Genomic DNA, 24,417 nt, shown 5'->3' with positions numbered 1-24,417 from the left:
CGGAAAGAATGATTCACATTCATACTGTTCGTCGTTTGTGAGCGACTGATGCCAATACAACAAAGTCATTCTCGGACTTCGATACCCAAAGTCGGAATTTGGATATTTTGGATGAGTTCGATCCTTGTATTCGTTTCCTTTTTAGGAAATTACCACTATGAAGAACGAAACACGGATAGGCTGATCGATAATATTCATTGGACGATTTCCTACGTTTGTGCGGCGGTTCTCGCGTGGATCGGCTACATCGCCGCGGAAGGAGGGATTCATCGTTTTCGACTTTGGTTTGCTCTTGGTCTTTCCGCAAACGCACTCGGACAACTTTCCTGGGCGATTCAAGTTTATTTAGATTACTACGTTACGCCCACTCCGAGCGATTATCTTTTTCCTCTGGTTGCTCCCTGTTTTGTGATCGGTTATTCCATTATAGTTATTGAATGTAATAAGGAGAAAATACGAGCGGTTGTACTCGACGCGCTCGGATTGACCACTGCGATTCTTACACTTTCTCTGGCATTGTATCTGCCGCAGAGGGAAGGTGTGAGTATTCCCCAACTTCTTCCGTTGATCAATCATCCCGTTTCGTTTTTGACCGCCGCCGCGTTAGGACTTCTTTTGATCCCGCTTCTTCGTCTTCAACCGGATCGTTATTGGTTTTTATTTTTATTAGGAACCTGGGGCACCGGTTTTTGTTGGTTGGTGTGGAACGCTCTATTTATATCCGAGATTCCTCCGGACGGAACTTTGCTCAACGCCTGTTTTTCGATTTCCGCACTCGTGATGGGCTACGGATCTTTGACTTGGTTTCCTAGATTCAACGAAAGTCCGGTTTGGGAAAGAAGATACGAAGCGGCTCTAAGGCTCCTTCCTTTGTTTGAAGTCGTGGCGAGTTCGATCACGATCGTACTCGCGGGAACTCTTCCAGGATTTCCGCAAGGCGTGAGAATCGTGGCTTGGACCGGAACCACGATCGTGGTTGTGATTGCGAGTGTGAGACAAAGTTTTCTCGTAAGCGAGATGACGGAGACGGAACAAAAAATCCGATCCATCAACGAAGATTTGGAAGGAATCGTCGCAAAAAGAACGGAAGAATTAAGAACCGTAAATCAATATCTCATCTCAAAAAACGACCAAGTTCTCAAAGCGATGGAAGAATTGAGAAACGCACAGGCGCAATTGATTCGTTCCGAAAAAATGGCCGTGCTCGGACAATTGGTAGCGGGCATCGCCCACGAACTCAACACCCCATTGGGTGCGATCGTTTCTTCCAATGAAGGAATTCGTTCGGTCCTGTACAATTCCTGGGAAGGATTACTTCGAGATTATTCGGGTTTTACGGAGTCCGAAAAATCGATATGGGAAATCTTGTTCGCAAAAGGAATCGCTCCCAGGGAATTTTACGATACGAAAGAGGAAAGAAGTAAAAGGAAAAAAATCTCCATTTTGTTAAGCGAACAGGGAATCGGGGAGGCGTTGCGTATCGCGGATATCCTTACGGACTTGGGTATGAGTCCCGAAGACGTAGCGGAAATTTCGAAAAATATAAACAAAGAAGACAATCTTCTTTTGATCGCACAGAATGCGCTTTCACTTTCGAGTCTTGCTAGGGCGAGTTTTACGATCGAAAAAGCCGCCGAAAAAGCTTCCCTAGTGATTCAGGCGTTGAAGGAATACGCGTATAAGGATCGTTCCGGAACTGTGATGACTTTCGTAGACATTCGAAAACAACTGGAAACGGTTCTTACTCTTTATTATTCTAAATACAAGACGGAAGTGGAAGTCGAAAGGGATATGCCAGAAATATCCATGGTATGGGGAAACGCCGAAGCTCTCACCCAGGTATGGACGAACATCATCGGTAACGCGCTTTATGCGATGAATTACAAAGGGAAACTGAAGATATCTTGTAAAGAAACTCCGAAGACTTGGGTCGTATCGATTTCGGATAGCGGAGGAGGAATCGAAGACACGATTCGTGATCGTATCTTCGAACCTTTTTTTACCACAAAACCTTCCGGCGCGGGAACAGGACTCGGTCTGGATATTTGTAGAAGAATCATAGAAGATCATAACGGGAAGATCTCCTTCGAAACTTCAAAACACGGGACCACTTTTTTTGTGGTATTGCCGATTTCGAACCAAAGGTCCGATTCTGAGTAGAATTCTATTTTCCTAATATAGCTTGGCCTTTCTTTCTGAGTTCTTCCTCGTCTTTTTTGTATTCCACTTTATTCGGAATATCTTTTCCTTTAATAAAAGCGGGACGTTTTGCCAATTCCTCATCCCAGCGTTTTAGATTCGGAAATTCATCCAGAGAAATTTCAATATAGTCGTGAACGTTCACCCAAGGCCAGGTCGCAATGTCCGCGATGGAAAGTTCGTTTCCTCCGAGGTATTTCGCCTCACCTAATCTGCGATCTAGAACGGAATAAAGACGTTTGGTTTCATTTTGATATCTCGCGATCGCAAAAGGAATTTTTTCGGGAGCGTATTTTAAGAATACTCCGGCCTGACCTTGCATCGGGCCGACGCCGCCCATTTGAAACATCAACCACTGGATCGCGACGCTTCTTTCCTTCGGATCTTTTGGTAAGAGCTTTCCCGTCTTTTCAGCCAAGTAGAGAAGAATTGCTCCGGATTCAAAAACAGGAAAGTCCCCGTTGTCTTTATCGATGATCGCCGGGATTCTTCCGTTCGGATTGATCTTTAAAAACCATTCTTCCTTCTGTTCCAATTTGCCGAAATCGATCGGGTGAACTGTATAAGGAATTCCTAATTCTTCTAACATGATGGAAGCTTTCCTTCCATTCGGGGTCGACGCCGTATATAATTCTATCAATGACTTTCTCCTTTTGTTTCCGGAAATCCGTACTGATTATTTTAGTTAGACTTTCTTAAGTCAGGTTGTATCCAAAAAAGTTACAATTTGTGAGAAGAAGAATTTTGAAATGTCCGATTTCCCTTTAGAAACCGTTCAAGTAACAATGAACTTGTAAGCGAGGCCTTCTTTTAAACATTGGATTTATGGCTTGGATCTATCTCATCGTTGCTTCCGCTTTTGAAATCGGTTTTACTACTTGTCTGAAACTTTCCGAGAATTTTTCAAAGCCGATTTGGACCGTCGGTTTCGGAATTTCGGCGGTCTTGAGTCTCGTATTCTTAAACAAAGCGATTCAAACGATTCCTATCGGAACGGGCTACGCGGTGTGGACCGGATTGGGCGCGGTAGGAACGGTAATCGTCGGGGTTGTTCTTCACGGGGAACCTTTGGACTTCTGGAGAGGTTTTTTTCTATCCACATTGATTCTTTCCGTATTCGGTCTTAAATTCCTCGTCTCGGAATCTTGATTCTAAAAACTTAGTTTTATAGAACATTCTAAAATAAGAATATTCTATAAAATGAATGGATCATTTCTCTTTGGACTCGAAAGGCGGGGCCGATCCGGGAATAAATCTTGAGAGGAACGTAGATTTCCAGGATTCAATTATAATTTTTCGATCGAAATCGAAATCGAAAAGAATCGAACCGTTTCGTTGCGGAGAAAAGGTTTGGAAACAAAGAGAGGGTTTTGTTTTTTTACGATTCTTTGAGTTCGGCGTTTGCTTTTTGACGTTTCAGACGCTTCCGGATTTCTTTCCCTCGCTTCTGGTTGACTTCCAAGACTTGGAGAAGAACGTCGATGGGGAAGACGGTTCCTTGGAACATTCTACGCATCGTTCTTTCGGACATATCGTACCAACGAGCTTTGGAAGAAACTAAAAGTTCCCCAGTTTTGGAAAGATGAATGCTCGCTTTCGTATAAAGTCTTCTTCTTCGAACCATCGTCACCCAACAACGGACTTCGACTTCTTCCTGAAGAGGAACCGCTTTGTGATAACGCATATACAGTTGATCGGTCATAACGAAATGCCCGAGATGAAAACAAAGAACACCTTGCGCTTCATCAAGAAGAGTCGCGAGCACTCCACCGTGTGCGTAACCGGGCGCGCCTTCGAACGATTTTTCTATCTTAAACGGGAATCGAACTTCTCCACTTTCTTCGTGAAAGGGAAAACTCGCGTGGATTCCTTTCGGATTATCCGGACCACAACCAAAACAGTTTTTATGATGCCAGTCTTGACCGTTCTGACTGGCTCTGATCTCCCGGTAGATTGTCTCAGGTTCCATTATTTTCCTCCGGAAGAAGTTTCGATTCTTACCTTCGTAGTCCACGAACAAAGAAAACGTTCTTCTTCCATGAAAAAATTCGAGGGTATGGATTCAAGTGAGAAAAGCGCGAAAATTTCGGAGTTCCTAAACGTTCGTTTCTATGGACTCGAATTCATTTGGATTAGAATTTTCATTCTTTTTCAATTCACCTTGACTGAGAGATTTGGGATCTTAATCTACGTTGCGTTTTATCAAGGGAGAATTTTTATGAAAGCCGCAATCTTAGAATCCGGAAAACGAAGCTTAGAGATCCGAGACATCTCGGTGCCAAGCGTGGGGCCGGGACAAGTAAAAGTAAAAATCAAAGCGTGCGGAATCTGCGGCTCCGACGTTCATCTCGTCGTGCATGGAACGCTTAAGTGCAAACACTTTCCGAGAGTTCCCGGTCATGAATCCTCCGGAGTGATCGAAGAAGTGGGTGAGAATGTAAGTCGCTTTAAAAAAGGAGACCGAGTTGTGATCGCGGCAGGAACTTCCTGCGGTGTTTGCGCTTATTGCAAAGCCGGACATGAAAATCTTTGTAAAGAATTGGGGGTATTCGGCTTTGACCGGGATGGAAGTTTCGCCGAATACAACGTAGTCGAGGAGCGTTATCTTTATGCGTTGCCGGATGCGATTCCCTTCGATCAAGGTGCGATTCTTGCGGATGCTGTCTCAACTCCCTATCACGCGATTCGATATCGGGGGAATATCGTAGACGGAGATACGGTTGCCATTTTCGGATGCGGCGGTTTGGGAATTCACGCGGTCGCTGTGGCAAGGGCTCTTACGAGTGGAAAAGTGATCGCGCTCGACGTCGACAAAGGACCGCTTGAGAACGCCGCGAAATACGGCGCGGACGAAGTGATCAATCTCAAAGAAGTGAGAAATCCGGGAAAGGCATTGAAAGAAGTGAGTCAGGGAGTGGATCTTCTCGCGGACTTTTCCGGTTATATGTCCAATGTCGAAGAATCGTTGCGGGCGATGAATCCCGGAGGAAGAATCGTACTCGTTGGAATCGGAAGACAACCGTTAAAATTTCAAATCCCGTTTATACTCATCGAAAAGATGATATCGGTTTCCGGATCCTATGGTTCGGACAGAAGAGCGATTCCGGAGTTGATCGATTTATATTTGAAAGGAAAGATCAATTTGACACATTCGATCACTTCGCATCATCCATTAGAAGATTTGAATGAATGTCTGGAGGCTTTGGATGAAAGAAAGGGGAATCCGATCCGATTTATCATCGAACCGAGTTAAGGATCGTTTCTTCGTCGCGTAATCGAGTTCGGTTTAATAAAGAAAACAATCAGTTCGACCCATTCTTAAATTTTGAGAATTCGAATTTTAAAAATGGATCGAGTTTCCGTTAATGCGCGTTAGGCGGCAACCTTTCCGATTTCGATCGCTTCCTTTACCGGAATCAGCTTTCCGGTTTTGACGTCGTAGACATATCCGTAGATCGGAATGTTCTGAGGAACCAGAGGATGATTTCGAATCCGTTTTACGTCGTCGATTACGCTTGAGAATTCGTCGGGAAACGTAAGCCAGTCTACAAATTCCGCTTCTTTGGAACCGGGACCTTTCCCCACATCTTTCCATCCTGCTTCCGTAAGTTGAGCGGTTTCCAGGCTATTGGAGAGAAGATTACGAATGAGGACGTCTGTGAAAAGCGCCATTCCACAATTCGTATGATGGATCACGAACCATTCTTTTGTTCCCAGCAGTTTGTAGGAAATCACAAGGGAACGAATTGCGTCGTCGGATGCTCTTCCGCCGGCGTTTCGAATTACGTGAGCGTCGCCCTCGGAGAGGCCGGCGTATTTTGCCGGATCCAAACGGGCATCCATACAAGTGAGAATGGCAAATCTTCTCGCCGGTGGAAGCGACAAGTTTCCTTTTTCACCAAAATCCTTGGAATACTGTGCATTTGCAGATTCCACTTCTTGTACTAATCCAGACATTGTTTTTGTCCTCCGAAGAATTTATTTCGTTATAACGGATAATAAATCTAGTATAACAAATAAAAGTCAAATAAAAAGGAGAATTTATTCTGATATTCGCAACCTTTTTTCCAGTAGGATTGGTTTGAATCGCGAGAGTCTGTTTTATCGTGAATTCTTTGCATGGAAAGTGGGAACTCCTATTTTGCCGGAACTGCGGGGAGTTCTTCATTTCTGTAGCGATCGTTATAAAAATCTTGCTTTTTAAAAATTGGGATTTAGGGTAGGGAGAATTCTTTCGTAATATATATCATTCGTTATATAAAGGTGATTTTGTGAAAACTCTGATTCGGAAACTCTTTCTTCCCGGTTCGGCTCTTATTTCCGTCCTTCTCGTATTGCCGGTCTTAGGCGCATTCTCCTTGAAGGATATTCCTCATTCGATCGGGCCGGATGGAAGAGAAATCTCAAAACAGTTTCTCGGGTTTTTAAGGGGAGTTGCTAAGAAGGTTCAGTATGACGGAAGAGCATTAGAATTTCATAATTATATCGAGGCGTCTTTGGAGAAGTTCGAGTTGAAGAAACTCTATAACTCGGAATTTCTTCAGAAGGATGAGGACGGCACTCATTGGGTGAGTTATAAGGGAAAATTTTCGCCAGAAGGTTATAAGGTAAGCCTTGAGGAAAAAAGGATGAAAATGATCTCGGTTCCTTCCTTCGGAGATTTTAGCGCCGAATTCGATTTGAGACACAATCCGAAACCGCTTTATAGCGGAACTTCCTATTCCGGTAACTTGGATCTGATGACTCACTTAGGTCCTTTTACGCATAAACACGCCTTGATGGCGATGGAATCCTCACTCAAGTTTTTGGATCCCCAGAATGTGAAACAGATCGATGCACCGGCGACTCTTATATTCAAAAAAGTGAATCATCCGGAAGCTCGAAAAGTGTTAAACGACTTGTCCAAATCCTTTCCGGATCTGGCGAAATTCTTAAACTATTATTTCGGTTTGGAATCGCTTTTGGTTTTGAGCGAAGACAAAACAAACGGAGAAGGTTCGATCACGAAGTTTTATTTTAAGGGCTTCGTCTCGAGAAATGTTTCGGACGATTATGAGGAGTTAGGCGATTATCTCGATTCCATTAAATATCTGGGCTGGGTAAACATCAAATTGGAAAATCCGAAAGGAAAAACGTTGGCAGAAATTCGTCTCAATTCGAAAACACCGGACATATCGTTTAAATTTATCACGAAACACGGAAAGATTCTTCCGTATGATTCGAAGGGAAATTTATTTCCGGACGATTCCTTTTTGATCTCATCCTTGAACCATTTTCCGTTTCAGGTCCGGGTTTCCCTGGAAGCGAATCTCTACGGACTTTTACTCGAAAATCCTGAGATTCTTCTTTCGGGTCTTTTAGTAAATCATCCCGAAAGCGCTTCCCTTTCTTTTAAGATCACAAAGATCGAAAAGTTCGAGGTTTCGGGCGGGTTTTCTTACGTGATTCCTGCCTGGGCGATCAATTTAGTCATTCCCGGAAACTTGGAATCGATCATCCACGAATTTACGGAAACCCTCGTTCACGCGAACGGAGATAAGGGAACCAAAGTAGCTCTTTCCTGGAATCGGGATTCGGGAAAAACCCTTCTAAAAACCCACGTCGAATCCGAATTTTTGGATAATTTTTTCATCCGTTTCGGACTCAAAATCTGGAATCACAAGGTTCTTCCTTCCGAGGAAGCGCGAGACGATATCCGTAAGATTTTTATCCGTTTGATGGACTTGATTATCAAAGATATCTAATTATTTTTTCGACGCGGCAGGGATCGACATAGAATCTATTTTAAGTTTCAAGATTACGTCCTTTCTTTAGATTGAACTTTTCCTGCATTCTTACAATTCTTATTTCGATCCTTCAAATGGATTCTGGACTCCTGTTCTTTTTTTGAACGTTTATCACATTGGATCCGTTAGACGATTTCCTTTATAAAAAAATAATTTCTACTTTTTTTTCATCTTTGGATGACCGTCTTTTCGGTATGAAGGAATAGCAATGGTAAATAATACGTTTTTAGATAGGATCTTACGGTGAAAAAAACTTTTCTATTGTTTTTACTTTTCTCTTTGGCTCTCGGCTCTTGTGATGATGGAAAGAAAAAAGAAGATGATGCAACTCCTTTATTAATTCAATTACTCGGATTGTATCAATCTCAAGTCGCACAACAATGTCCGGCAAACATTTCTCTTGTTTCTGCCTCGTTAAATGGGCAGGTTGGAACAGCGATTAATTCTTCGAGAATTTATTATACAGCTCCTGGATTAACTAACGATTCCACAATCACCGCTAATAAGAATTGCAAGTTTAGCAATTTCACTGCAACCTCCGCATTGCCAGCAGGTTTAACTTTTTCAGCTCGGTCTGATTCCTTTAGCGGCTCAATCGTTGGAACCCCTACTGCGCAGGGTGCGTTGACGGTTAATTATGCGGTTACGATTACACCAAATAATTCAACCCCTTATACGATCACGGGGGCAACAACAGTTAATATTTTCGCAGCAGGCTCGCTCACCTGTAGCAATGTCGGTGCTGGAGGAGGATGCGCTAATCCAAGTGCCCCATTCAGTTGTACGAATTCAACATTTTGCTACAATACACTTTCATCATGTAAAGCGGCTTCTGAGTGCGGATATTAATTCTCTTAAACTAGTATAGATTCTATTTAAGAAGACCTGCGGCAGGGATCGATGCGGAGTCAATTTATTGCAAATCATACGATTTTCCTTTTTCGGTAGATGTTCAATAAATTGACTGAAGCGGAGAGCCCGTCCGCCGCCCTAATTCATATTCCAAATCCTTAATTTAAATTTTTTTTCAAAATTCGATTTTTTTTTGGAGGTTCTGACCGAACTTCATCTGGTTCAGAATAACAAATGTTAAACATACTTTTAGGAAAATACAAATGAAGGAAATTCATCCGGTAAATCGTTCAAATTCGTTTCAAGGAGGTTCGTTCGGGATTTTTAAAATTTTTAGAAATTTATTCTTGAGTCTTTTGATCCTTATCTTCGCTGTTTCCTGTAAGCCGAAACAGACCGACGAAGAAAAGTCAGACGAACTTTTTCAGAATCTCATCTTTGCCAGCATTCTCCTCAATCCTTGTAACGGCGCAACCCGTTTTAGTTTGAGCCCGACGAACATCAACGTTCCTGCCGGTCAAAGTATTGCCATTTGTGCCGATCAAAACGGAGCTCCCACTTTGACATTCGCACAAGCAGGAAGTTATAAGCTTACTGCTTTCAACGGATCTCAAACTCACAGTTCCAGTAAGTGTAACTCGAACTACACTGATTTTTCGATCACCGTAAAAGATCCGGGAAACACTTTGATTCTTACGAGTTCCGCAACCGGCGCAACTTTGGACATCAACGCTTCGGCTAACAGTCAATATACGCTTACCGTGAACGGAATCGCTTCCTCGTCTCCCTTTTCCTGCCAAGGCTTGAAAGCTTCCATTTCCACCACCGCCGCTCGTCTGACGGTAACGCCGAACTGATTTTTCGTTTTTCGAAATTGAAAAAAGAAATCCGCGCCGATCTTTTCGATTCGCGCGGATTTTTTTATTTAGAGTCCTGTGATCGTTCCACAGGTTGTAAGGAGATCTTTTGCGTTTCCGTACGATTGATCCGAAGTCGCCACTCCGAGCCCGAGATTGATTCTACTCTTGTTGAAGTTGGAGTTCACACAATTGCCTCCGTTATTCGAACATTTCGTATTTCCGGGTTTGGTTCCTGAGGCAAGAGTCGTTAGCCAGGTTACAAAATTGGTTCCTCCCGCGCTCACTCCATACATGTCTTCCGAAGTCGTGATCGTATGAACGTCACCGGGAGCGATATAGTAGGAATAGTTGGTCGCACCTCCGGAGATCCCGTTCATCGATGTGACTGCTTGTTGGGACCAACCGCAGGTCGCTCCATCCGTCGAAGCCGGAGTTCCGTCCGGGACAGTACTTCCGTCCGTATCTCCGAATAACGCGGAATAGGTTTTGGAAGAATCATATGGATCCGTAGTCTTTGCATCCGAATAGGTCGGTGCCGCGTTGATGATGTTCATGACCTTATAGAAGAACCTCTGATTCCCGTCAAACAAGGCCGTATACTGTCCCGTCTTGTCCGTCGCATAGAACGTGGAAACTTTCGTGAAAAAATCTTGGATGGACGGACCTCCCGCCGTGAGATAATTCGCCGCGATTCCCGTTACCCAAGTCGGGATATTCGGGTCGGCTCCCCATTGTGTGCTTAGGTTTGCGAAGAATCCCGCAGGAACAATTCCATTGGATGCGTCGGCGAGCATATTCACTTTTACTGATGCGTTGAGACCTCTTACCGTTTCTCTTACGATCGGGTAATTTAGGAGCGCACCGTATCCTCCCGCGCTCTGACCTGTCACGAACACATTCTCCACTCCCGGGTATTCGGTCTGAATAAATTTTAACGTGGCAAGGACGTTATCGTATCCCCTGTGTTTGACCACCGTAGCCGTGCCGTTATTCGGATTCGTGTAAGTCATATCTTTAGAACCGAAATGCAAATCTCCCGTACAATACGGGATGAAAACGACGTCGTAATCTTTGAAGGGATTGGATGCGTTTCCGGAATTCATCACTCCTTGGAATGCAACCTTTACGAAGAGATCCGGTACCGCATTGAGAGAATTGAAGTAAGTCGTGGTATTGGTTCCGAAACAGTTGTATCCGCTCCAACACGCTCCGCCACCCATAAAGTTGATGAGGAGCTTCTTATTCGAAGTCGTAACTTTTTTTCTATATAAAGAAAACGTTGTGTTTCCTTCGGCTCCCGTGCAAGAAGGATTGAAGGTCCGATTCGTATAATTGGCGCCGGAGACCGTAATCGTTCCCGCAGTGGGTGTGATCTTTTCGTAAGGGTTGTAGAGAAAGTTTGCTACAACCAAACCTAAGATTTTCTTATCTTCATCCTTATCGTCGTTATTCTTGCATGCACCGAAAGTGAAAACAAGACAAATTGCCATGGTCCATAGAATCTTTTGATTCATCTTTTGAACTCCTATTCCTTCACTCGTTCTTATTTTTTTGACTGGCCAAGTATAAAGTAGATGGGAAGGAAAGTCAACCGATACCGAGAAAAACAAAGGCGGAGAGTCTTGGTTCTATTGTTGATTCATTCCAAAACGATTCTTTTTCATTCTGAAATCGTTTCAATGCGAGGATTTCTTAACTCAAAGATGAAGAAATCCTTCGTATATCGTTTCAAGGCACTTGATTCGTTTCTTAAGAATGAACTTCCGTCCAATTCTTCGAAGAACCTGAATTTGTTTGCAGATTCTTTATTGGAAGACGTTTGTTCAGGGCAAGAAACTGAAGTCGCATTAACGAACTGCAAGCTGGAGCGCCGCAATATCAATTTTCTGCATTTTCAACATCGCTTGCATAGCTCGTTCGGCCTTCGACGGATCTTTATGTGAAATGAGTTGAATGAGAATTTTTGGAGTCACTTGCCACCATAAGCCGTATTTGTCTTGAAGCCAACCGCACATACTTTCTTTACCTCCGTCTGCGAGAAGAGCGTTCCAATAATAATCGACTTCTTTTTGCGTCTCTAGGCTGATCATGAAGGAGACCCCCCAATTGAACTGAAATTCAGGCCCTCCATTGTAAGCGTAAAATTTTTGGCCGTTCAGGATGAATTCCGCGCGCATCGGACTCGCCTGGATGATTTTGGATTTCTTAAAGATCGAAACATAGAATTTCGCGGCTTCCTCGGTATTCGCGTTGAACATGAGAAACGGTGTGATTGTGTGAGACGGAGCACTCACAAACTCGATTTTTGTTCCGCCGGTTTTTGGTTTTTTTGAACTTGTTTTCTTCTTTGCAGTCGCCATAGTTTTCTCCTTTTTTGCGGGCTCTCTTTACGAATGGATCGTCTTGTCGTGAGAGCGATTCGAACATTTTACGGCAAAAGAATCCTGGTTTGCTTCTCTTTGTCCATCCAAAGAAATCGATCCTTTCGGTTTCCTTTCATTCTTTTCAATTTTTCTCATTTGAAAAAGAGAATCTCCGGTTCGTGAATTTCTTTTAGAAGAATCAGATCTTGATCCGAACGCCTGGAATGTGGGAACTCCTATAAGAATTTTGAAGAATCGGATCTTGCGATGAATCTTTTGAATGTGGGAACTCCTATGAGAATTTTGAAGAATAAAATCTTGTCTTGAAAACTTGGCGTGTGGGAACTCCTATGAGAATTTTGAAGAATCGAATCTTGTCTTGAAAACTTTGCGTGCGGGAACTCCTATGAGAATTTAGAAGAATCAAATCTTGCCTTGAAAAACCTGGAATGCGGGAACTCCCGCATTTTCAATCGATGAAACCTTTTTTTAAAGTGTAAAGAGGGAACAAAATACAAAACTCTGTAGGAGCGATCGCGAATATCCCTTTACGACTCAAGACAAACGCAACACTGAAAGAGAAAGAATTCCCACATTTGAAGAACAGAACACGTTTTGAAGAGACTTGAAATTCACATTCAATGTTGGTGGACTTTCTTAAAAAGTAGGAACTCCTTCTTTTCGGAGCCTTCGATTCCGATCCTTGCTTTTTCCCATTTTTGAATGCGGGAACTCCCCCGAATTTCCCAACCCTTTCTCAAAAAAGAGACACCTCTGTCTCATTCGCTCAACGATTTTAGGAGGAGAATGGCTCGGATTTTATTTGAGAATCCTTTCCTCTGTAGGAACCTGGACAAATCCGGCCTTTGTCGGAACTTTTTAGGAAATAGGAGACCTTTTGGAACCATTAGAGGATTTATCCGGAATCGAAGAGAACCTGATCGTCCCGTTGGATTCGATCTTACCGCCGGAACTATTTTTAATTCCTATCAAGTCGCGCCCCGTCTTCCCGGGAATCATCACTCCCTTGATCGTCCCCAGCGGAAAGTTTGCGAAGGCAGTGGAAGAATCTCTCAAAGGCAATTCCTTTCTCGGTCTTGTTCTTCTTAAGGACGAAGAGAACGAAAAAGAAACTTCGGAAAACATCTTTCAGTTCGGAGTGGTCGCAAAGATATTAAAAAAAGTGCATCTACCGGACGGTGCAGTCAATATCCTTATCAATACAGTACGTCGTTTTAAAATTAATTCTTATACGAGCAACGATCCTCTGATCGCAAAGGTAACGTATCCCGAGGAAGAACCGGGTGCGCCGAAGAACACGATCAAGGCGATGATGAGAACCCTTCTCGTGATGACGCGTGAACTCGCTCAGAACAACCCTCTTTTTACGGAAGAGATGAAACTTACGATGCTCAACGTAAACGAGCCCGGAAAGATGGCTGATTTTGTCTGTTCCATCCTCAATCTCGAAAAAGAGGAATATCAGTCTGTCATCGAATCCAATGTCTTAAAGGAAAGAATCGAAAAGGTTCTTCTCTTCCTAAAAAAAGAAATCGAACTTGTATCGATCCAACGCGAAATCTCGGATCAGATCCAAGACAAGATCGATAAACAACAGAGACAATTTTTTCTTAGGGAACAACTCAAAGCGATTCAGAACGAACTTGGAATCAAAGACGATAAGTTCGAAAAGAAATACGAAAAGTTCCTGGAACGCCTCAAATCAATCAACGCGGATCCGGAAGTCATCGAAGAAGTCACGAGAGAACTGGATAAATTCTCTTATGCAGATCCGAACACGGGCGATTACAACGTTATCCGAAATTACTTGGACATCTTAGAATCCCTTCCTTGGGAATCCGCTCCCACAAGGGAAATCGATCTCGACAAGGCCAAACGTACTCTGGACAGAGATCACTACAAACTCGAAGACGTAAAAGATAGAATCTTAGAATTCCTCGCGGTTAAGAAGTTGAAGGCGGACGAAAAAGGTACGATTCTTCTTCTCGTAGGCCCTCCGGGAGTCGGGAAAACTTCGATCGCAAAGTCGATCGCCGAGGCGATGGGAAGAAAATTCTTCCGTTTTTCGGTCGGCGGTATGAGGGACGAGGCGGAGATCAAAGGACACAGAAGAACATATATCGGCTCCATGCCAGGAAAGATCATTTCTGGACTTCGCATAACAAAAGAGAAAGACTGTGTGATTCTCTTGGACGAGATCGACAAACTCGCCGTGGGAATCCAAGGAGATCCCGCTTCCGCTCTTTTGGAAGTATTGGATCCGGAACAGAACAAAAATTTTAGGGACCATTATCTCGATCTTCCATTCGATATTTCGAATGTGTTTTTTATTGCGACCGCGAATACGTTAGATTCCATTTCCAGAATTCTTTTGGATAGAATGGAAGTCATCAATCTCTCCGGTTATATCACGGATGAAAAGGTCCAGATTTTTCAGAAGTATCTCTGGAAAAAAGTTCTCACAAAAAACGGAGTCGCACCGTACGGAATCGATTTTGATAAAAAGGCGATCGTCGCGTTGATCGATTCTTATTCCCGCGAATCCGGAGTTCGCGGTTTGGAAAAGGTTACGGACAAACTCGTTCGAAAAATCGCCATGAGAATCGTCAAAAAGGAATCGTTTCCGAAAGTGATTCACGAGAAGGATCTCGAAACATTTTTAGGAGTTCCTAAGTTTACGGACGAAAGAATGGTGAAGGCTCTTGTGCCGGGAACCGCGCTAGGACTCGCTTGGACTTCGGTTGGAGGAGCAACCCTTTTGATCGAAGCGCTCTTTATCAAAGGAAAAGGTGGGATTCTTCTTACCGGGATGATAGGAAAAACTATGGAAGAATCTTCGAGTATCGCTCTAAGCTATATTCAAAATTTCTTAAATAGAGACGATCTTTTTGCGAACAAAACGGTTCACTTGCACGTTCCCGACGGAGCGACTCCGAAAGACGGACCGTCCGCAGGAATTACGATGGCGACGGCCATTCTTTCTCTGGCCCTCAATACTCGAGTCAAACCCGGTTTTGGAATGACGGGAGAAATAACGCTTACGGGCGAAGTTCTCGCGATCGGAGGACTTCGTGAAAAGATCGTCGCCGCAAAACGAGTCGGCGTTCATAAGATCATCTATCCGAAAGACAACCTTCAGCATCTGGAAGAAATTCCGGAATACGTAAAGAAAGGAATGTCCTTCTTTCCGGTAAGCAGATTCGAGGAAGTGGCTAAGTTGATGTTCGACGAAAAGATTCTCCCGAAGACAAATCCTTCGCTCGAAAACGCGCCGAAGTCGAAAAAATCTCCAGTGCGCAAAACGGTGAAGAAAAAGAAGGTCGCATTAAAAAATTCTTCCCCAAAGAAGAAGTCCGTCGGCAAACAAAAGAAGAAATAGTATTTTAGAATATTCTTAAATATAAATTAAAAAAACAGGAGGCCTAATGGGCGTTCCATTTATCGATATCAAGAGGTTTGAACCGGGGTTACTGGAAGAATGGGAAGAAAAAGTAAAGGTTCTCAGTAAAAACGCGAGTTTTATCGGAGGTGAGGAAGTTTCCCTCCTTGAAAAGAATCTTGCGACATACGCTCAAACAAAGTATTCCATCGCCTGTGCGAACGGAACCGATGCGCTACAGTTGGCACTGAGAGCATTAGGAGTGGGGAAGGGTGACGCGGTTTTACTTCCGGATTCCACATTTTGGGCGACTTTTGAAGCGGTCGTGAATGTCGGGGCCGATCCTTATACGGTCGATACGAATCCGGACGATCTCCAGATGGATTTTACGGAATTTGAAAGAGCGGTCGAAAAAGTAAAACCGAAGGCGGCGATGATCGTTCACCTCTACGGTTGGGGTTCTTCCCGGATCGAAGATTTTCGTAAACTCTGTAAATCGAAAGGGATTCCTCTTTTGGAAGACGGCGCTCAGTGTTTCGGAGTGAAATACAAAGGCGAATCCATTTATAAGGACGCGGTGATCAGCACAACTTCCTTTTATCCGGCGAAGGTGTTAGGCGGTGCGGGCGATGGCGGCGCTGTTTTTACGAATGACGAAGAATTAGCGAATAAGGTAAGAATGCTTTCCAATCACGGAAGAATTTCCCATTACGCTTACGGAGACGTCGGCTGGAATTCGAGACTGGATACGCTACAAGCGGCGTTCCTAAACATCAGTCTGAAACATCTCGAAGCGAGAATCAAATCGCGTCGGAATGCTACACAAAAATATTATGAAATACTACCGAGCCTTGGAATTCAGGTAATTCATCCTCCTAAAGACTACGAAGAAAACGGCTATTGCAACGTGACTCTTTCCACTCCGGAGGAAAGGCCGAATATTCAAGAAGTTCTCAAGGAAAAGGGAATCGGCTTCGGAAATATTTATCCTGGAGCGATGAGCGATCAACCCGGAGCGAAACCTTATATCAAAGGCAAATTCGGAGAAAAACATTTAACGGGAAGAATCTGCGCTTCCGTTCTCAACTATCCTCTTTTTCCTTACATGAAAGACGAAGAGCTGGAGGAAGTTTTTGTAGCGATTCGAGAATATAATTCTCGAAAAAAATAATTTCCATATCTTGAGGGAGCGGGACTCTCCGCTCCTTTGTTCCTCTCAAAAAACGGTTGTCATTCAAATACGGAGTCTTAAGATTCCCGCATCTTAAAAGTAGGACAGAATACCAAAGATTTCCGCGGATTTTTCTTGTCCTTTCTTGTATACGGTCTAATATAAAATAGGGGGATCTGAAAATGAATATAGATATAGGAATTACGGAAAAAAATCGAGATTCGATCAATGCGGGATTGCAAAAGCTCTTAGCAGATACTTACATTCTTTACTTTAAAACTCACAGTTATCACTGGAATGTGACCGGGCCGCAATTCAACACGCTTCATCTCATGTTTCAAACACAGTACAATGAACTCTGGTTATCCATCGATCTGATTGCGGAAAGGATTCGTTCCTTGGGTTTTTTCGCTCCAAGTTCTTCGAATCAGCTCGGAAAGTTGACTTCGATCCATGAGGAAGGGGGAGTCCCGAATGCCGAAGATATGATCCGTCATCTCGTATCGGGACATGAGACCGTAATCAGAACGGCAAGAGCGCTCTTACCGATTGCAGACGAAGGTGGAGACGAAGTAACTTTGGATCTTCTTACACAACGGTTGGAAGTACACGAAAAAACCGCATGGATGCTACGGAGTATGCTGGAAGTTCGATAAACTTGATTTCGGTTTAAATTGAAATCAAAAAAGGGGATATTCGTTCCGCGGATATGCCCTTTCTTTATTTTAACATCAATCTTTCCTTTTTTAGAGAATTCTAAACTTAGAATTCGGACTTGAAGTAATAATTCGTACTTTAGCAAAGTCTCATCCTTTTACGAGTTCAGGACTAACCAGGCACGAAATTCTTCGTTTCGCATTATTTTTTAAGAAATAAATTCTTGAAAAAGAAGTAAAACTGGTTCCACTCTTCTTCCTCAAGGAATAGGAATCGTGATACAGAAAATCTACAATCTTTCCCTTCTTAAAAAGCTCACTTTGGTGATTCTCCCTACTCTTATCCCTCTTCTCTTAGCCAGTTTTTTCTTTTTAAAAGAGTTTTTGGACAAGAGCGAATTTACGAAACGAGAAGTCGGGGGAATCGATTTCTTTTTCGGAGCGATCGAACTCTATTCAAAACTTGTGGATCGGAGGAAGGATTTTTTCTATTCTATGAAAGGAAAAACTTCCATTGAAGTATTAAAAAAAAGTAATCAAGCAATGGAGGACCAGCTTACCAAATTGGAGAATCTCGAAAAAGAGATCGGCTTTATGGAGCGTTCTCCCGAGTTTCTATCGATTTTGAGAAAAGAATGGAATCAACTTCTTAAGATTCCGGAAGCCGATTTGGATATAGACGTGGTTCTTAAATCGCACGAACCGATTTTCAAATCATTGATGGAATACCAGGATTATATCGCGCAGGATTCGAATTTGATTTTGGATTCTCATCCTGAAACTTTTTACGTTCTTTCGGTTAACATCCTATATATACCGAATATCATAAGCGATATGGCGATCATTCGAGGAACGGGTTACCAACTTCTGGATCAAAAGAAACCGAACTTTAATTCCAAGGAAGCGATTCAGATTCTGAATAAAATTCATCATATCGAAAGCAATCAAAAGGAAGTCACCGCTCTTCTCAAAAGATCCGTCAATCAAAACGGAATCATCAAAAGTAAATTCGAAGAAAGAATCACAAACTTAGACAAAAGCGTAAAACTCAATCTGGATCTTTGTAAAAAAACTTTTACCGGAGAATCCGTCGAAACTCCCGATGTTTTTTTGAAACGTATGATCGCTTTCGTGGAAGAATATAAGGTGCTCGAAAGAGATCTTCTTTTAACAACTCAGGAATTGCTTGAAGAAAGGTTGAAAGCGGATCGTTTGAGAATCGTGTTCGCGCTTTCAGGATTGTTTATTCTTCTTCTAATTACGACGATCTTTTGTTATATTGTGATACGTTCCATCATTGATCCGGTTCACAAGATCACACTCGGATTAAAACAAGCGATGGGAGAAAGAGATCTTACGATTCAGATCGATGCGGTGTATCAGAATGAGATCGGTGAAATCACCGTTACGGCGAACGAATTCCTAAATTATCTCGCGTCTTTGTTTCAGAATCTTTCTAAAATGGCTCAAAATTCGAATCAAATCGTAAGTCAGCTAACAGACTCTATACGAAACTTAAATCAATCAGCTCAGTCGCAAGCGGCAGGAACTGAAGAATCTTCCGCCGCTCTGGAAGAGATCGCCGCGTCCTTGCAAAATGTTTTACAATCGGTTGAAGGTGAAGCTCGAGATGCGCAAGATCTGACCGTCCGGTCCGGCGAACTAAAGACTTCCATGGGACTCGCCGGCGAAAAGCTCGTAAGTCTGAGCGATTCTGTTCGGAGGACGGCAACCGCCGCTGTGGAAGGGAAAGACACAATTCTCCAAGCAACAAAAGCGATCGACGAAATCAGAGAGATGGCAATGCAGATCAACTCGATTACTTCGTTGATCACTGGAATTTCAGATCAAACAAATTTGTTATCTTTGAATGCCGCGATAGAGGCCGCAAGAGCAGGTGACGCGGGAAGAGGATTCGCCGTCGTCGCGGAGGAAATTTCGAAACTCGCAGAACGGTCGGTAGCGAGCGTGCGTGATATCGAACGACTCGTATCGAATACCCACGAAGCCGTAACAAAAGGATCTAACAACGTAAATACGGTCGTCACATTTCTTTTAGAACTCATAGAAAATACGAATCGTTATCAACAAGAGGTCGTTGATCTTGTTAACAACGTCAAAGAGAATACGATTCGAATCGATAAGATCGCCGATACGATCCTGGAAGTTTCTTCGGAATCCTTACAGATTGAAACGGCGACGAAGGAACAGAAACTTTCTACCGATCAAATCGCTGATACGATTCAACTGATTACGACGGAATCGCAAGCGATCGCGACAAATTCGGACGAGGTGTCTATGGTCGCGGATAAAATTCAGCACCAAGCAAACGAATTGAATTCGATTCTTTCTCAATTTAAGTTTGCGTAGGATTTTTATTTACAAAACTTGCTCGGATTTCACTTTGCAATGTGGTTTACTTGGGTGAGTTTAAAAAAAACGGTTATTATCTTTTTCGGAATTATTTTTCGAAAGAGGAACTTTCAGTCGTTTCTAAAATCGTCCTCGAAGCAAATCGTAATTGGCGCGAGAAAAACGACGTCCCGGAAAACGTAAACAGCGCGTATTTAACGAGCGATACGTTTCTGCCCGGATTTCAGAATCGAGAACGACTATTTGAATTTATTTCCGATCGCAGACTGGTCGCCATCGCTGAAACTTTGATACAATCCAAAGTTTTCTTTTTGAATACTCAGCTTTTTTACAATCCCATATCCGTTTCAAAAAAGCCGTATTGGCATCGCGACATTCAGTATATGGGCATTGAAGAGGAAAAGCAGAAGGACATCATCAAAGAAGATGCGGTATTGCATTTTAGAATTCCGTTTCAAGAAGATCCAGGGATGGATTTTATTCCGGGCTCTCATCTTCGGTGGGATACAGATTTGGAGAGAAATACGAGATTGGAATTAAACGGGAGACGAAATTTTGAGGAGCTACCGAACTCAATAAGAGTTCCGCACAAACCCGGGGATTTGCTCGTCTTCTCTGCACACCTGATTCACAAGGGTGTTTACGGACTTGATCGAAGTTCATTCGATATTCTTTATACTTCCTTTCCAAGTTCAAGTATGGAAGTAAATAGAATGGGACATTTTCCGAACTCGGATTCCGCATTTTTCGGAAACCCAATTTTTGAGACGATCGTATCTTCTATGAATTCCGAACCAACTTCGGTCGATCGAAACGTTTGATATCTACGGGAATGATTTTCGATCAATCAAACGGTTTTCCAAAAAATTGACGATCAAGGTCTGTCTCGCTGATACCTGTTTATGATCATCAAGCCCGATCGTTTCATTCGGATCGGAAAAAGGGTTTCCGAATCAAATTCTTCATTCGGTTTGAATATCCAAATTGGCCAAATAAAATAGTTCCAAATCGATTTTTCCAACCCTCCTCGATAGCGCATAACGTATGGTCTTTTATTGTCTTTGACTATCGATTTGTCTTCGAAAGCGGGCACCTGCGGAGATCGTGGAGTATAAACGTATGAAACCGAGCGAAAAGACGTTGAACATCCATCCGAGACCGTATCCTGAACTTCGGGTGGAATAATTATAGTAAATTAATTTTCCCTTCTCTAAGATAGAGGCTTCTTGAAGATGTCTATGGTAAATTCGGATCAAGATAGGTTTATAAACGATACCTTCGTCGGACTGGAAAATTTTTTCCTTGAGAGGAATTTATTGCGTATCCGAAGTCAATCAGATGCAGGAATTGAACGGTAACAAACTGGAAATTAACAAGAACCGAAGTGTGGAAATCCAAAAGATTCTTCGTGGCATCAATGTTTCTCGTTCTCAATAAAACGATCGTATTCGTCGATTTTTCTTTTCAGCCGTGTGGCCAACATTGGATCCGCTTCTTTGAGCTGGTCATAAATGAAAAGCGCTTCTCTTTGATACGCTCTTTTCTTTTCGTTATCCCAGTAAAACGGAGGAGAGAATAGATTGGTAATTCGATCCGCCATCTTTACGATCCAAATTTCGCTCGGTTGTTTTTTGATTCTTTCGATGCTGTCGAGCATTTTCGTTTCTTTATCCGGAATGGTTTCGTCTTTTGAAAGAGCCAAAACGCCGTCAGCGACGTTCTTTCCGAATTTCGTTTTTACTTCCTCGTATTTTAGCCCCGTATCTTCGATCGTATCGTGAAGGATTGCACAAAGCATCGTCAGCTCTGCGTCGATCGTATTATCGAACTGGAGCGCGTTCGAAATCTCCAGTACGACGCTCCCGATATGATTTAGATATTCCACTTTTTCGTTTGGTCGCGAGCCGCCGTATTTTTGTCCGTCGTGTAAGCGGGAAGCCAATTCCCACGCTTCCTGAATCCGATCGATCGACCACTGTTTCATCATATACAGACAACAAAGATCTTTCAAAAAATTGAATCAACTTTCCTAAGTAAGTGAACGCATCTGATTCTTTTCAATCGGAGTGTTCGAGGATGAAATGCGAAAGAAGAAAAAAAATCTTCAGCCCGCTATTAGATCGGGAACCACTTCCTTTTCGACTCTAAAGTTTCTAACAAGAGAGTTTAGAATCGCGGCAAGTTGTTTTAGAAAGTCTCCGGTGGCTGTCAATTCCTCTGATTGGGCCGAAATTTCGTGAAATGCAGTGCTCACGAATTCAATAGATTCGTAAAGTCCTCTGATTTCGGTCGAACGATCGACGATATTGCTTAAGATGATCTCGCTTTGATCCGCAACGGAGGCGTTGAGTCGATTTAGACTTTCTATGAGGTTGGAATAGTGAGCGCTCTTTTCTCGAATCGTAATTTGAGTTTGTGCGAGTGTTCTAAATTCTTCCGTTAAATTTTGAAAGAAGTCAACGGTGGTTGAAACTGTGGATCTTCCTCGATATACTGCGGATTGAATCTCTCCCAAAACTTCGGACGCTTTCTTTGTACTTTCCTGCGTACTGGATGCAAGTTTGTTTATTTCTTCGGCGACGACCCCGAAACCTTTTCCGGACTCGCCTGACCTTGCGGCTTCGATCGATGCGTTGATGGAAAGCATTCCAAGTTTGGCGGAAATGTCGTTTAACAATTTAACGAGACTTTCCACTTTCTTTGCCGAAGTTCCGATATCGTTGATGTCGGATTCGAGATGATTCAGCTCTTTCGTGCTCAGATCGATGTTCTGGACGGAACGTTCCGATCTTTCGGAACTCACTTTGAGATCCTGATCGAATTGTTGAAAACCGAAAACCAATTCGTTTAACATTCGTTTTGCTTTTGCTTCGATCGTTTTTTGTTCGGTGGCAGAGTTTGAAATTTTATGAAACGAGTCACGGAATGAATCAAAGATGGCGGTTACTTCCTCGAGACTGGCGGCTTGTTCCTGAATATTTTGGCTCATATTTCCCCAGGCGGATGAAATCTCCGAAGCGGAATTCTCGAGTTCTCCCGATTTCTCTTTGATCGTGAAAATCATTTCTCCGAGATTGGAAAGATAACGGTTCATTAAGAATGCGATCGCTCCCGCTTCGGTTCCGGAGTCCACATGAATTTTACGGGTAAGATCGCCTCCACCTTTGGAAAGGTCTTTTAGTGAATGGATCAGATCGATCCAACTGGAACCGGAACCGTGTTCGCTGATATTCAAACCTTTTTCTTCAAAGTCTCCGCTGACCCGAATCCCGATGGAAATTTTTAAGATCCAAAAAAGGAATAAACCGAGGCCGAATGCCCAGAGTGCGCAAGTTACAACTCCTATCAACTGAGGAAATATTCGAATATCTTGATTTTCTGATAGAACCGGAAGAAGCAAGGTTCCGATGATTCCGCAAACTCCGTGAACCGGAAAGGCTCCCACCACGTCGTCAAGCTTTAGGATTTTTTCCAAAAACCAAGCGGCGAGTACGACCGAAACTCCAGCGATCGCACCGAGAAGAAGAGAAGCGGAAGGGGCGAGGGCGTGACAACCGGCGGTGATGGCGACGAGACCACCGAGAACACCGTTCATACAATCCTCTACGGAAGCCACCTTATAAAAGATCCAAGAAACGGAGATGGCAAGAATTCCTCCCGCGCTTGCCGCAAGACTCGTATTTAGAATGATTAGGGGGACGTCCTCTGAAAAAGAAAGTGTACTTCCTCCGTTAAAGCCGAACCAACCAAACCAGAGGATAAATACTCCCAAGACCGAAAAAGTAAGATTGTGCCCGTGAATTTTTCTCGGAGATCCGTCGTCCTTAAATTTATCCTTTCTCGCTCCGAGTACGATCACACCTGCAAGAGAAATCCAACCGCCTAAGGAATGTACTACGGTCGACCCGGCAAAGTCGACAAATCCTAGTTTGGCGATCCAGCCCCCGCCCCAAGTCCAGTGGCCGAACGTCGGATAAATAAAGATAGATACCAAAACGGAAACGACTAAATATGCAGAAAATTTAATACGCTCCGCAACGGCGCCCGAAACGATCGTCGCCGCCGTTCCCATAAACGCGACTTGAAAAAGAAAAAAGGCGAATTCTTTCCCGGATTTAAGACCTTCCAAAAAGAAATGATTGGTTCCGATCCAACCGTCGTTCGAATAGCCGAACATAAGCCCGAAGCCAATACAAAAAAAAGCGACCGTGCCGACGATATAATCCATCAGATTTTTTACTGCGACGTTGATCGTATTCTTGAGTCTGGAAAGACCAGTTTCCAACATCAAAAAACCCGCCTGCATAAAAAAGACTAAGGCCGCACAGATAATCAGCCAGATCGGATCCGCCGATTTGGAAAGTTCTTGCGCCGGTGAATCCGCAAAGACAGGTAATTGGATTCCCATGAATAGAATGAGGAAAGGAAACTTGTTTTTCAAATGGTTTTTGGTATGTTTCATAAATTCTAACTGTTTGATCTTCGCCAATAACCTGAAGTCGCATCTAAAAAGAGAAGACTCTTGTACTGGGGAAGAACACTTTTTAATTTTTTAAATCACTCGTATCGTATAGAAAGGGAGCGAATCACATTCGATTCATAGATGAAGTGATTGGAACCTGAGTTCCGATCCGTTAGTCGCATTTTTGAAAGAGATTCTTCCAAAAAACCGGACAAAGGATTTTTTGTTAAACGAATCGAGAGGAGTTCTTTTTCCTCTCCCTAATATGGAAAAAAATGGGGAGGATCTTACGATC

19 protein-coding genes are annotated in these 24,417 nt (G+C 43.1%); 11 read left to right on the top strand and 8 right to left on the bottom strand.

Features of this window, described 5'->3' with window-relative positions; all coding sequences use genetic code 11:
• Positions 1–48 precede the first annotated feature (48 nt).
• Positions 49–2,160 (top strand): sensor histidine kinase, encoded by a 2,112-nt coding sequence (locus tag DLM75_RS18975; RefSeq protein ID WP_118970069.1) that lies wholly within the window; start codon positions 49–51, stop codon positions 2,158–2,160.
• A 4-nt stretch (positions 2,161–2,164) separates the two neighbouring features.
• Here the strand turns inward: DLM75_RS18975 and DLM75_RS18970 are convergent, their stop codons facing one another.
• Positions 2,165–2,839, bottom strand: coding sequence for a glutathione S-transferase family protein (locus DLM75_RS18970; RefSeq protein ID WP_118970068.1), 675 nt, complete (start codon positions 2,837–2,839; stop codon positions 2,165–2,167).
• 185 nt (positions 2,840–3,024) lie between these two features.
• Here DLM75_RS18970 and DLM75_RS18965 point away from each other — a divergent pair, with 185 nt between their 5' ends.
• Complete coding sequence (locus tag DLM75_RS18965) at positions 3,025–3,348, top strand: DMT family transporter (protein WP_118970067.1); 324 nt, start codon at positions 3,025–3,027, stop codon at positions 3,346–3,348.
• Positions 3,349–3,577: 229 nt separating this feature from the next.
• Here the strand turns inward: DLM75_RS18965 and DLM75_RS18960 are convergent, their stop codons facing one another.
• A complete protein-coding gene (locus tag DLM75_RS18960; protein WP_118970066.1) occupies positions 3,578–4,168 on the bottom strand; it encodes a PaaI family thioesterase in 591 nt (196 codons plus the stop codon).
• Positions 4,169–4,417: 249 nt separating this feature from the next.
• Here DLM75_RS18960 and DLM75_RS18955 point away from each other — a divergent pair, with 249 nt between their 5' ends.
• Complete coding sequence (locus tag DLM75_RS18955) at positions 4,418–5,452, top strand: zinc-binding dehydrogenase (protein ID WP_118970144.1); 1,035 nt, start codon at positions 4,418–4,420, stop codon at positions 5,450–5,452.
• 119 nt (positions 5,453–5,571) lie between these two features.
• On the opposite strand, the gene DLM75_RS18950 is transcribed toward DLM75_RS18955, so the two are convergent.
• Positions 5,572–6,156 carry a beta-class carbonic anhydrase gene (locus DLM75_RS18950; RefSeq protein ID WP_118970065.1) on the bottom strand — a complete coding sequence of 195 codons (585 nt, stop codon included), beginning with the start codon at positions 6,154–6,156 and terminating at the stop codon, positions 5,572–5,574.
• 314 nt (positions 6,157–6,470) lie between these two features.
• Between DLM75_RS18950 and DLM75_RS18945 the strand changes: the two genes are divergently transcribed.
• From DLM75_RS18945 to DLM75_RS18935, 3 genes are all read left to right on the top strand, one after another.
• Positions 6,471–7,943, top strand: coding sequence for a hypothetical protein (locus DLM75_RS18945; RefSeq protein WP_241547986.1), 1,473 nt, complete (start codon positions 6,471–6,473; stop codon positions 7,941–7,943).
• A 285-nt stretch (positions 7,944–8,228) separates the two neighbouring features.
• Entirely contained in the window at positions 8,229–8,834 is a 606-nt protein-coding gene (locus tag DLM75_RS18940) for a putative Ig domain-containing protein (RefSeq protein ID WP_118970064.1), read from the top strand.
• A gap of 266 nt (positions 8,835–9,100) precedes the next feature.
• Positions 9,101–9,694: a hypothetical protein gene (locus DLM75_RS18935; protein WP_118970063.1), complete on the top strand. Its 594-nt coding sequence runs from the start codon at positions 9,101–9,103 to the stop codon at positions 9,692–9,694.
• A 68-nt stretch (positions 9,695–9,762) separates the two neighbouring features.
• On the opposite strand, the gene DLM75_RS18930 is transcribed toward DLM75_RS18935, so the two are convergent.
• The 3 genes from DLM75_RS18930 to DLM75_RS24850 all read right to left on the bottom strand — a co-directional run bounded on the left by DLM75_RS18930 (position 9,763) and on the right by DLM75_RS24850 (position 12,216).
• Positions 9,763–11,211 carry a pectin acetylesterase-family hydrolase gene (locus DLM75_RS18930; RefSeq protein WP_118970142.1) on the bottom strand — a complete coding sequence of 483 codons (1,449 nt, stop codon included), beginning with the start codon at positions 11,209–11,211 and terminating at the stop codon, positions 9,763–9,765.
• A gap of 333 nt (positions 11,212–11,544) precedes the next feature.
• Positions 11,545–12,057 carry a VOC family protein gene (locus DLM75_RS18920; protein ID WP_118970061.1) on the bottom strand — a complete coding sequence of 171 codons (513 nt, stop codon included), beginning with the start codon at positions 12,055–12,057 and terminating at the stop codon, positions 11,545–11,547.
• Between the two features lie 27 nt (positions 12,058–12,084).
• Positions 12,085–12,216, bottom strand: a complete 132-nt coding sequence (locus DLM75_RS24850) for a hypothetical protein (RefSeq protein ID WP_277738624.1) — start codon at positions 12,214–12,216, stop codon at positions 12,085–12,087.
• Between the two features lie 742 nt (positions 12,217–12,958).
• On the opposite strand from DLM75_RS24850, the gene lon reads away from it, so the two are divergent.
• The 5 genes from lon (at position 12,959) to DLM75_RS18890 (ending at position 20,481) form a co-directional block, all read left to right on the top strand.
• Positions 12,959–15,460 carry an endopeptidase La gene (gene lon / locus DLM75_RS18910; RefSeq protein WP_118970059.1) on the top strand — a complete coding sequence of 834 codons (2,502 nt, stop codon included), beginning with the start codon at positions 12,959–12,961 and terminating at the stop codon, positions 15,458–15,460.
• Positions 15,461–15,506: 46 nt separating this feature from the next.
• Positions 15,507–16,631 carry a DegT/DnrJ/EryC1/StrS aminotransferase family protein gene (locus tag DLM75_RS18905; RefSeq protein WP_118970058.1) on the top strand — a complete coding sequence of 375 codons (1,125 nt, stop codon included), beginning with the start codon at positions 15,507–15,509 and terminating at the stop codon, positions 16,629–16,631.
• A gap of 182 nt (positions 16,632–16,813) precedes the next feature.
• Positions 16,814–17,287: a Dps family protein gene (locus tag DLM75_RS18900; protein ID WP_118970057.1), complete on the top strand. Its 474-nt coding sequence runs from the start codon at positions 16,814–16,816 to the stop codon at positions 17,285–17,287.
• Between the two features lie 276 nt (positions 17,288–17,563).
• Positions 17,564–19,657, top strand: a complete 2,094-nt coding sequence (locus DLM75_RS18895; RefSeq protein WP_118970056.1) for a methyl-accepting chemotaxis protein — start codon at positions 17,564–17,566, stop codon at positions 19,655–19,657.
• A gap of 41 nt (positions 19,658–19,698) precedes the next feature.
• Positions 19,699–20,481 carry a phytanoyl-CoA dioxygenase family protein gene (locus DLM75_RS18890; RefSeq protein WP_241547985.1) on the top strand — a complete coding sequence of 261 codons (783 nt, stop codon included), beginning with the start codon at positions 19,699–19,701 and terminating at the stop codon, positions 20,479–20,481.
• Between the two features lie 593 nt (positions 20,482–21,074).
• Here the strand turns inward: DLM75_RS18890 and DLM75_RS18880 are convergent.
• Positions 21,075–21,671, bottom strand: a complete 597-nt coding sequence (locus DLM75_RS18880) for an HD domain-containing protein (RefSeq protein ID WP_206610865.1) — start codon at positions 21,669–21,671, stop codon at positions 21,075–21,077.
• A gap of 93 nt (positions 21,672–21,764) precedes the next feature.
• Positions 21,765–24,122, bottom strand: a complete 2,358-nt coding sequence (amt, locus tag DLM75_RS18875; protein WP_118970140.1) for an ammonium transporter — start codon at positions 24,120–24,122, stop codon at positions 21,765–21,767.
• Positions 24,123–24,417 lie beyond the last annotated feature (295 nt).

The sequence above is a fragment of the Leptospira stimsonii genome, assembly GCF_003545885.1.
GTDB lineage: Bacteria > Spirochaetota > Leptospiria > Leptospirales > Leptospiraceae > Leptospira > Leptospira stimsonii.
This window is presented reverse-complemented; position numbering and strand designations above follow the sequence as displayed.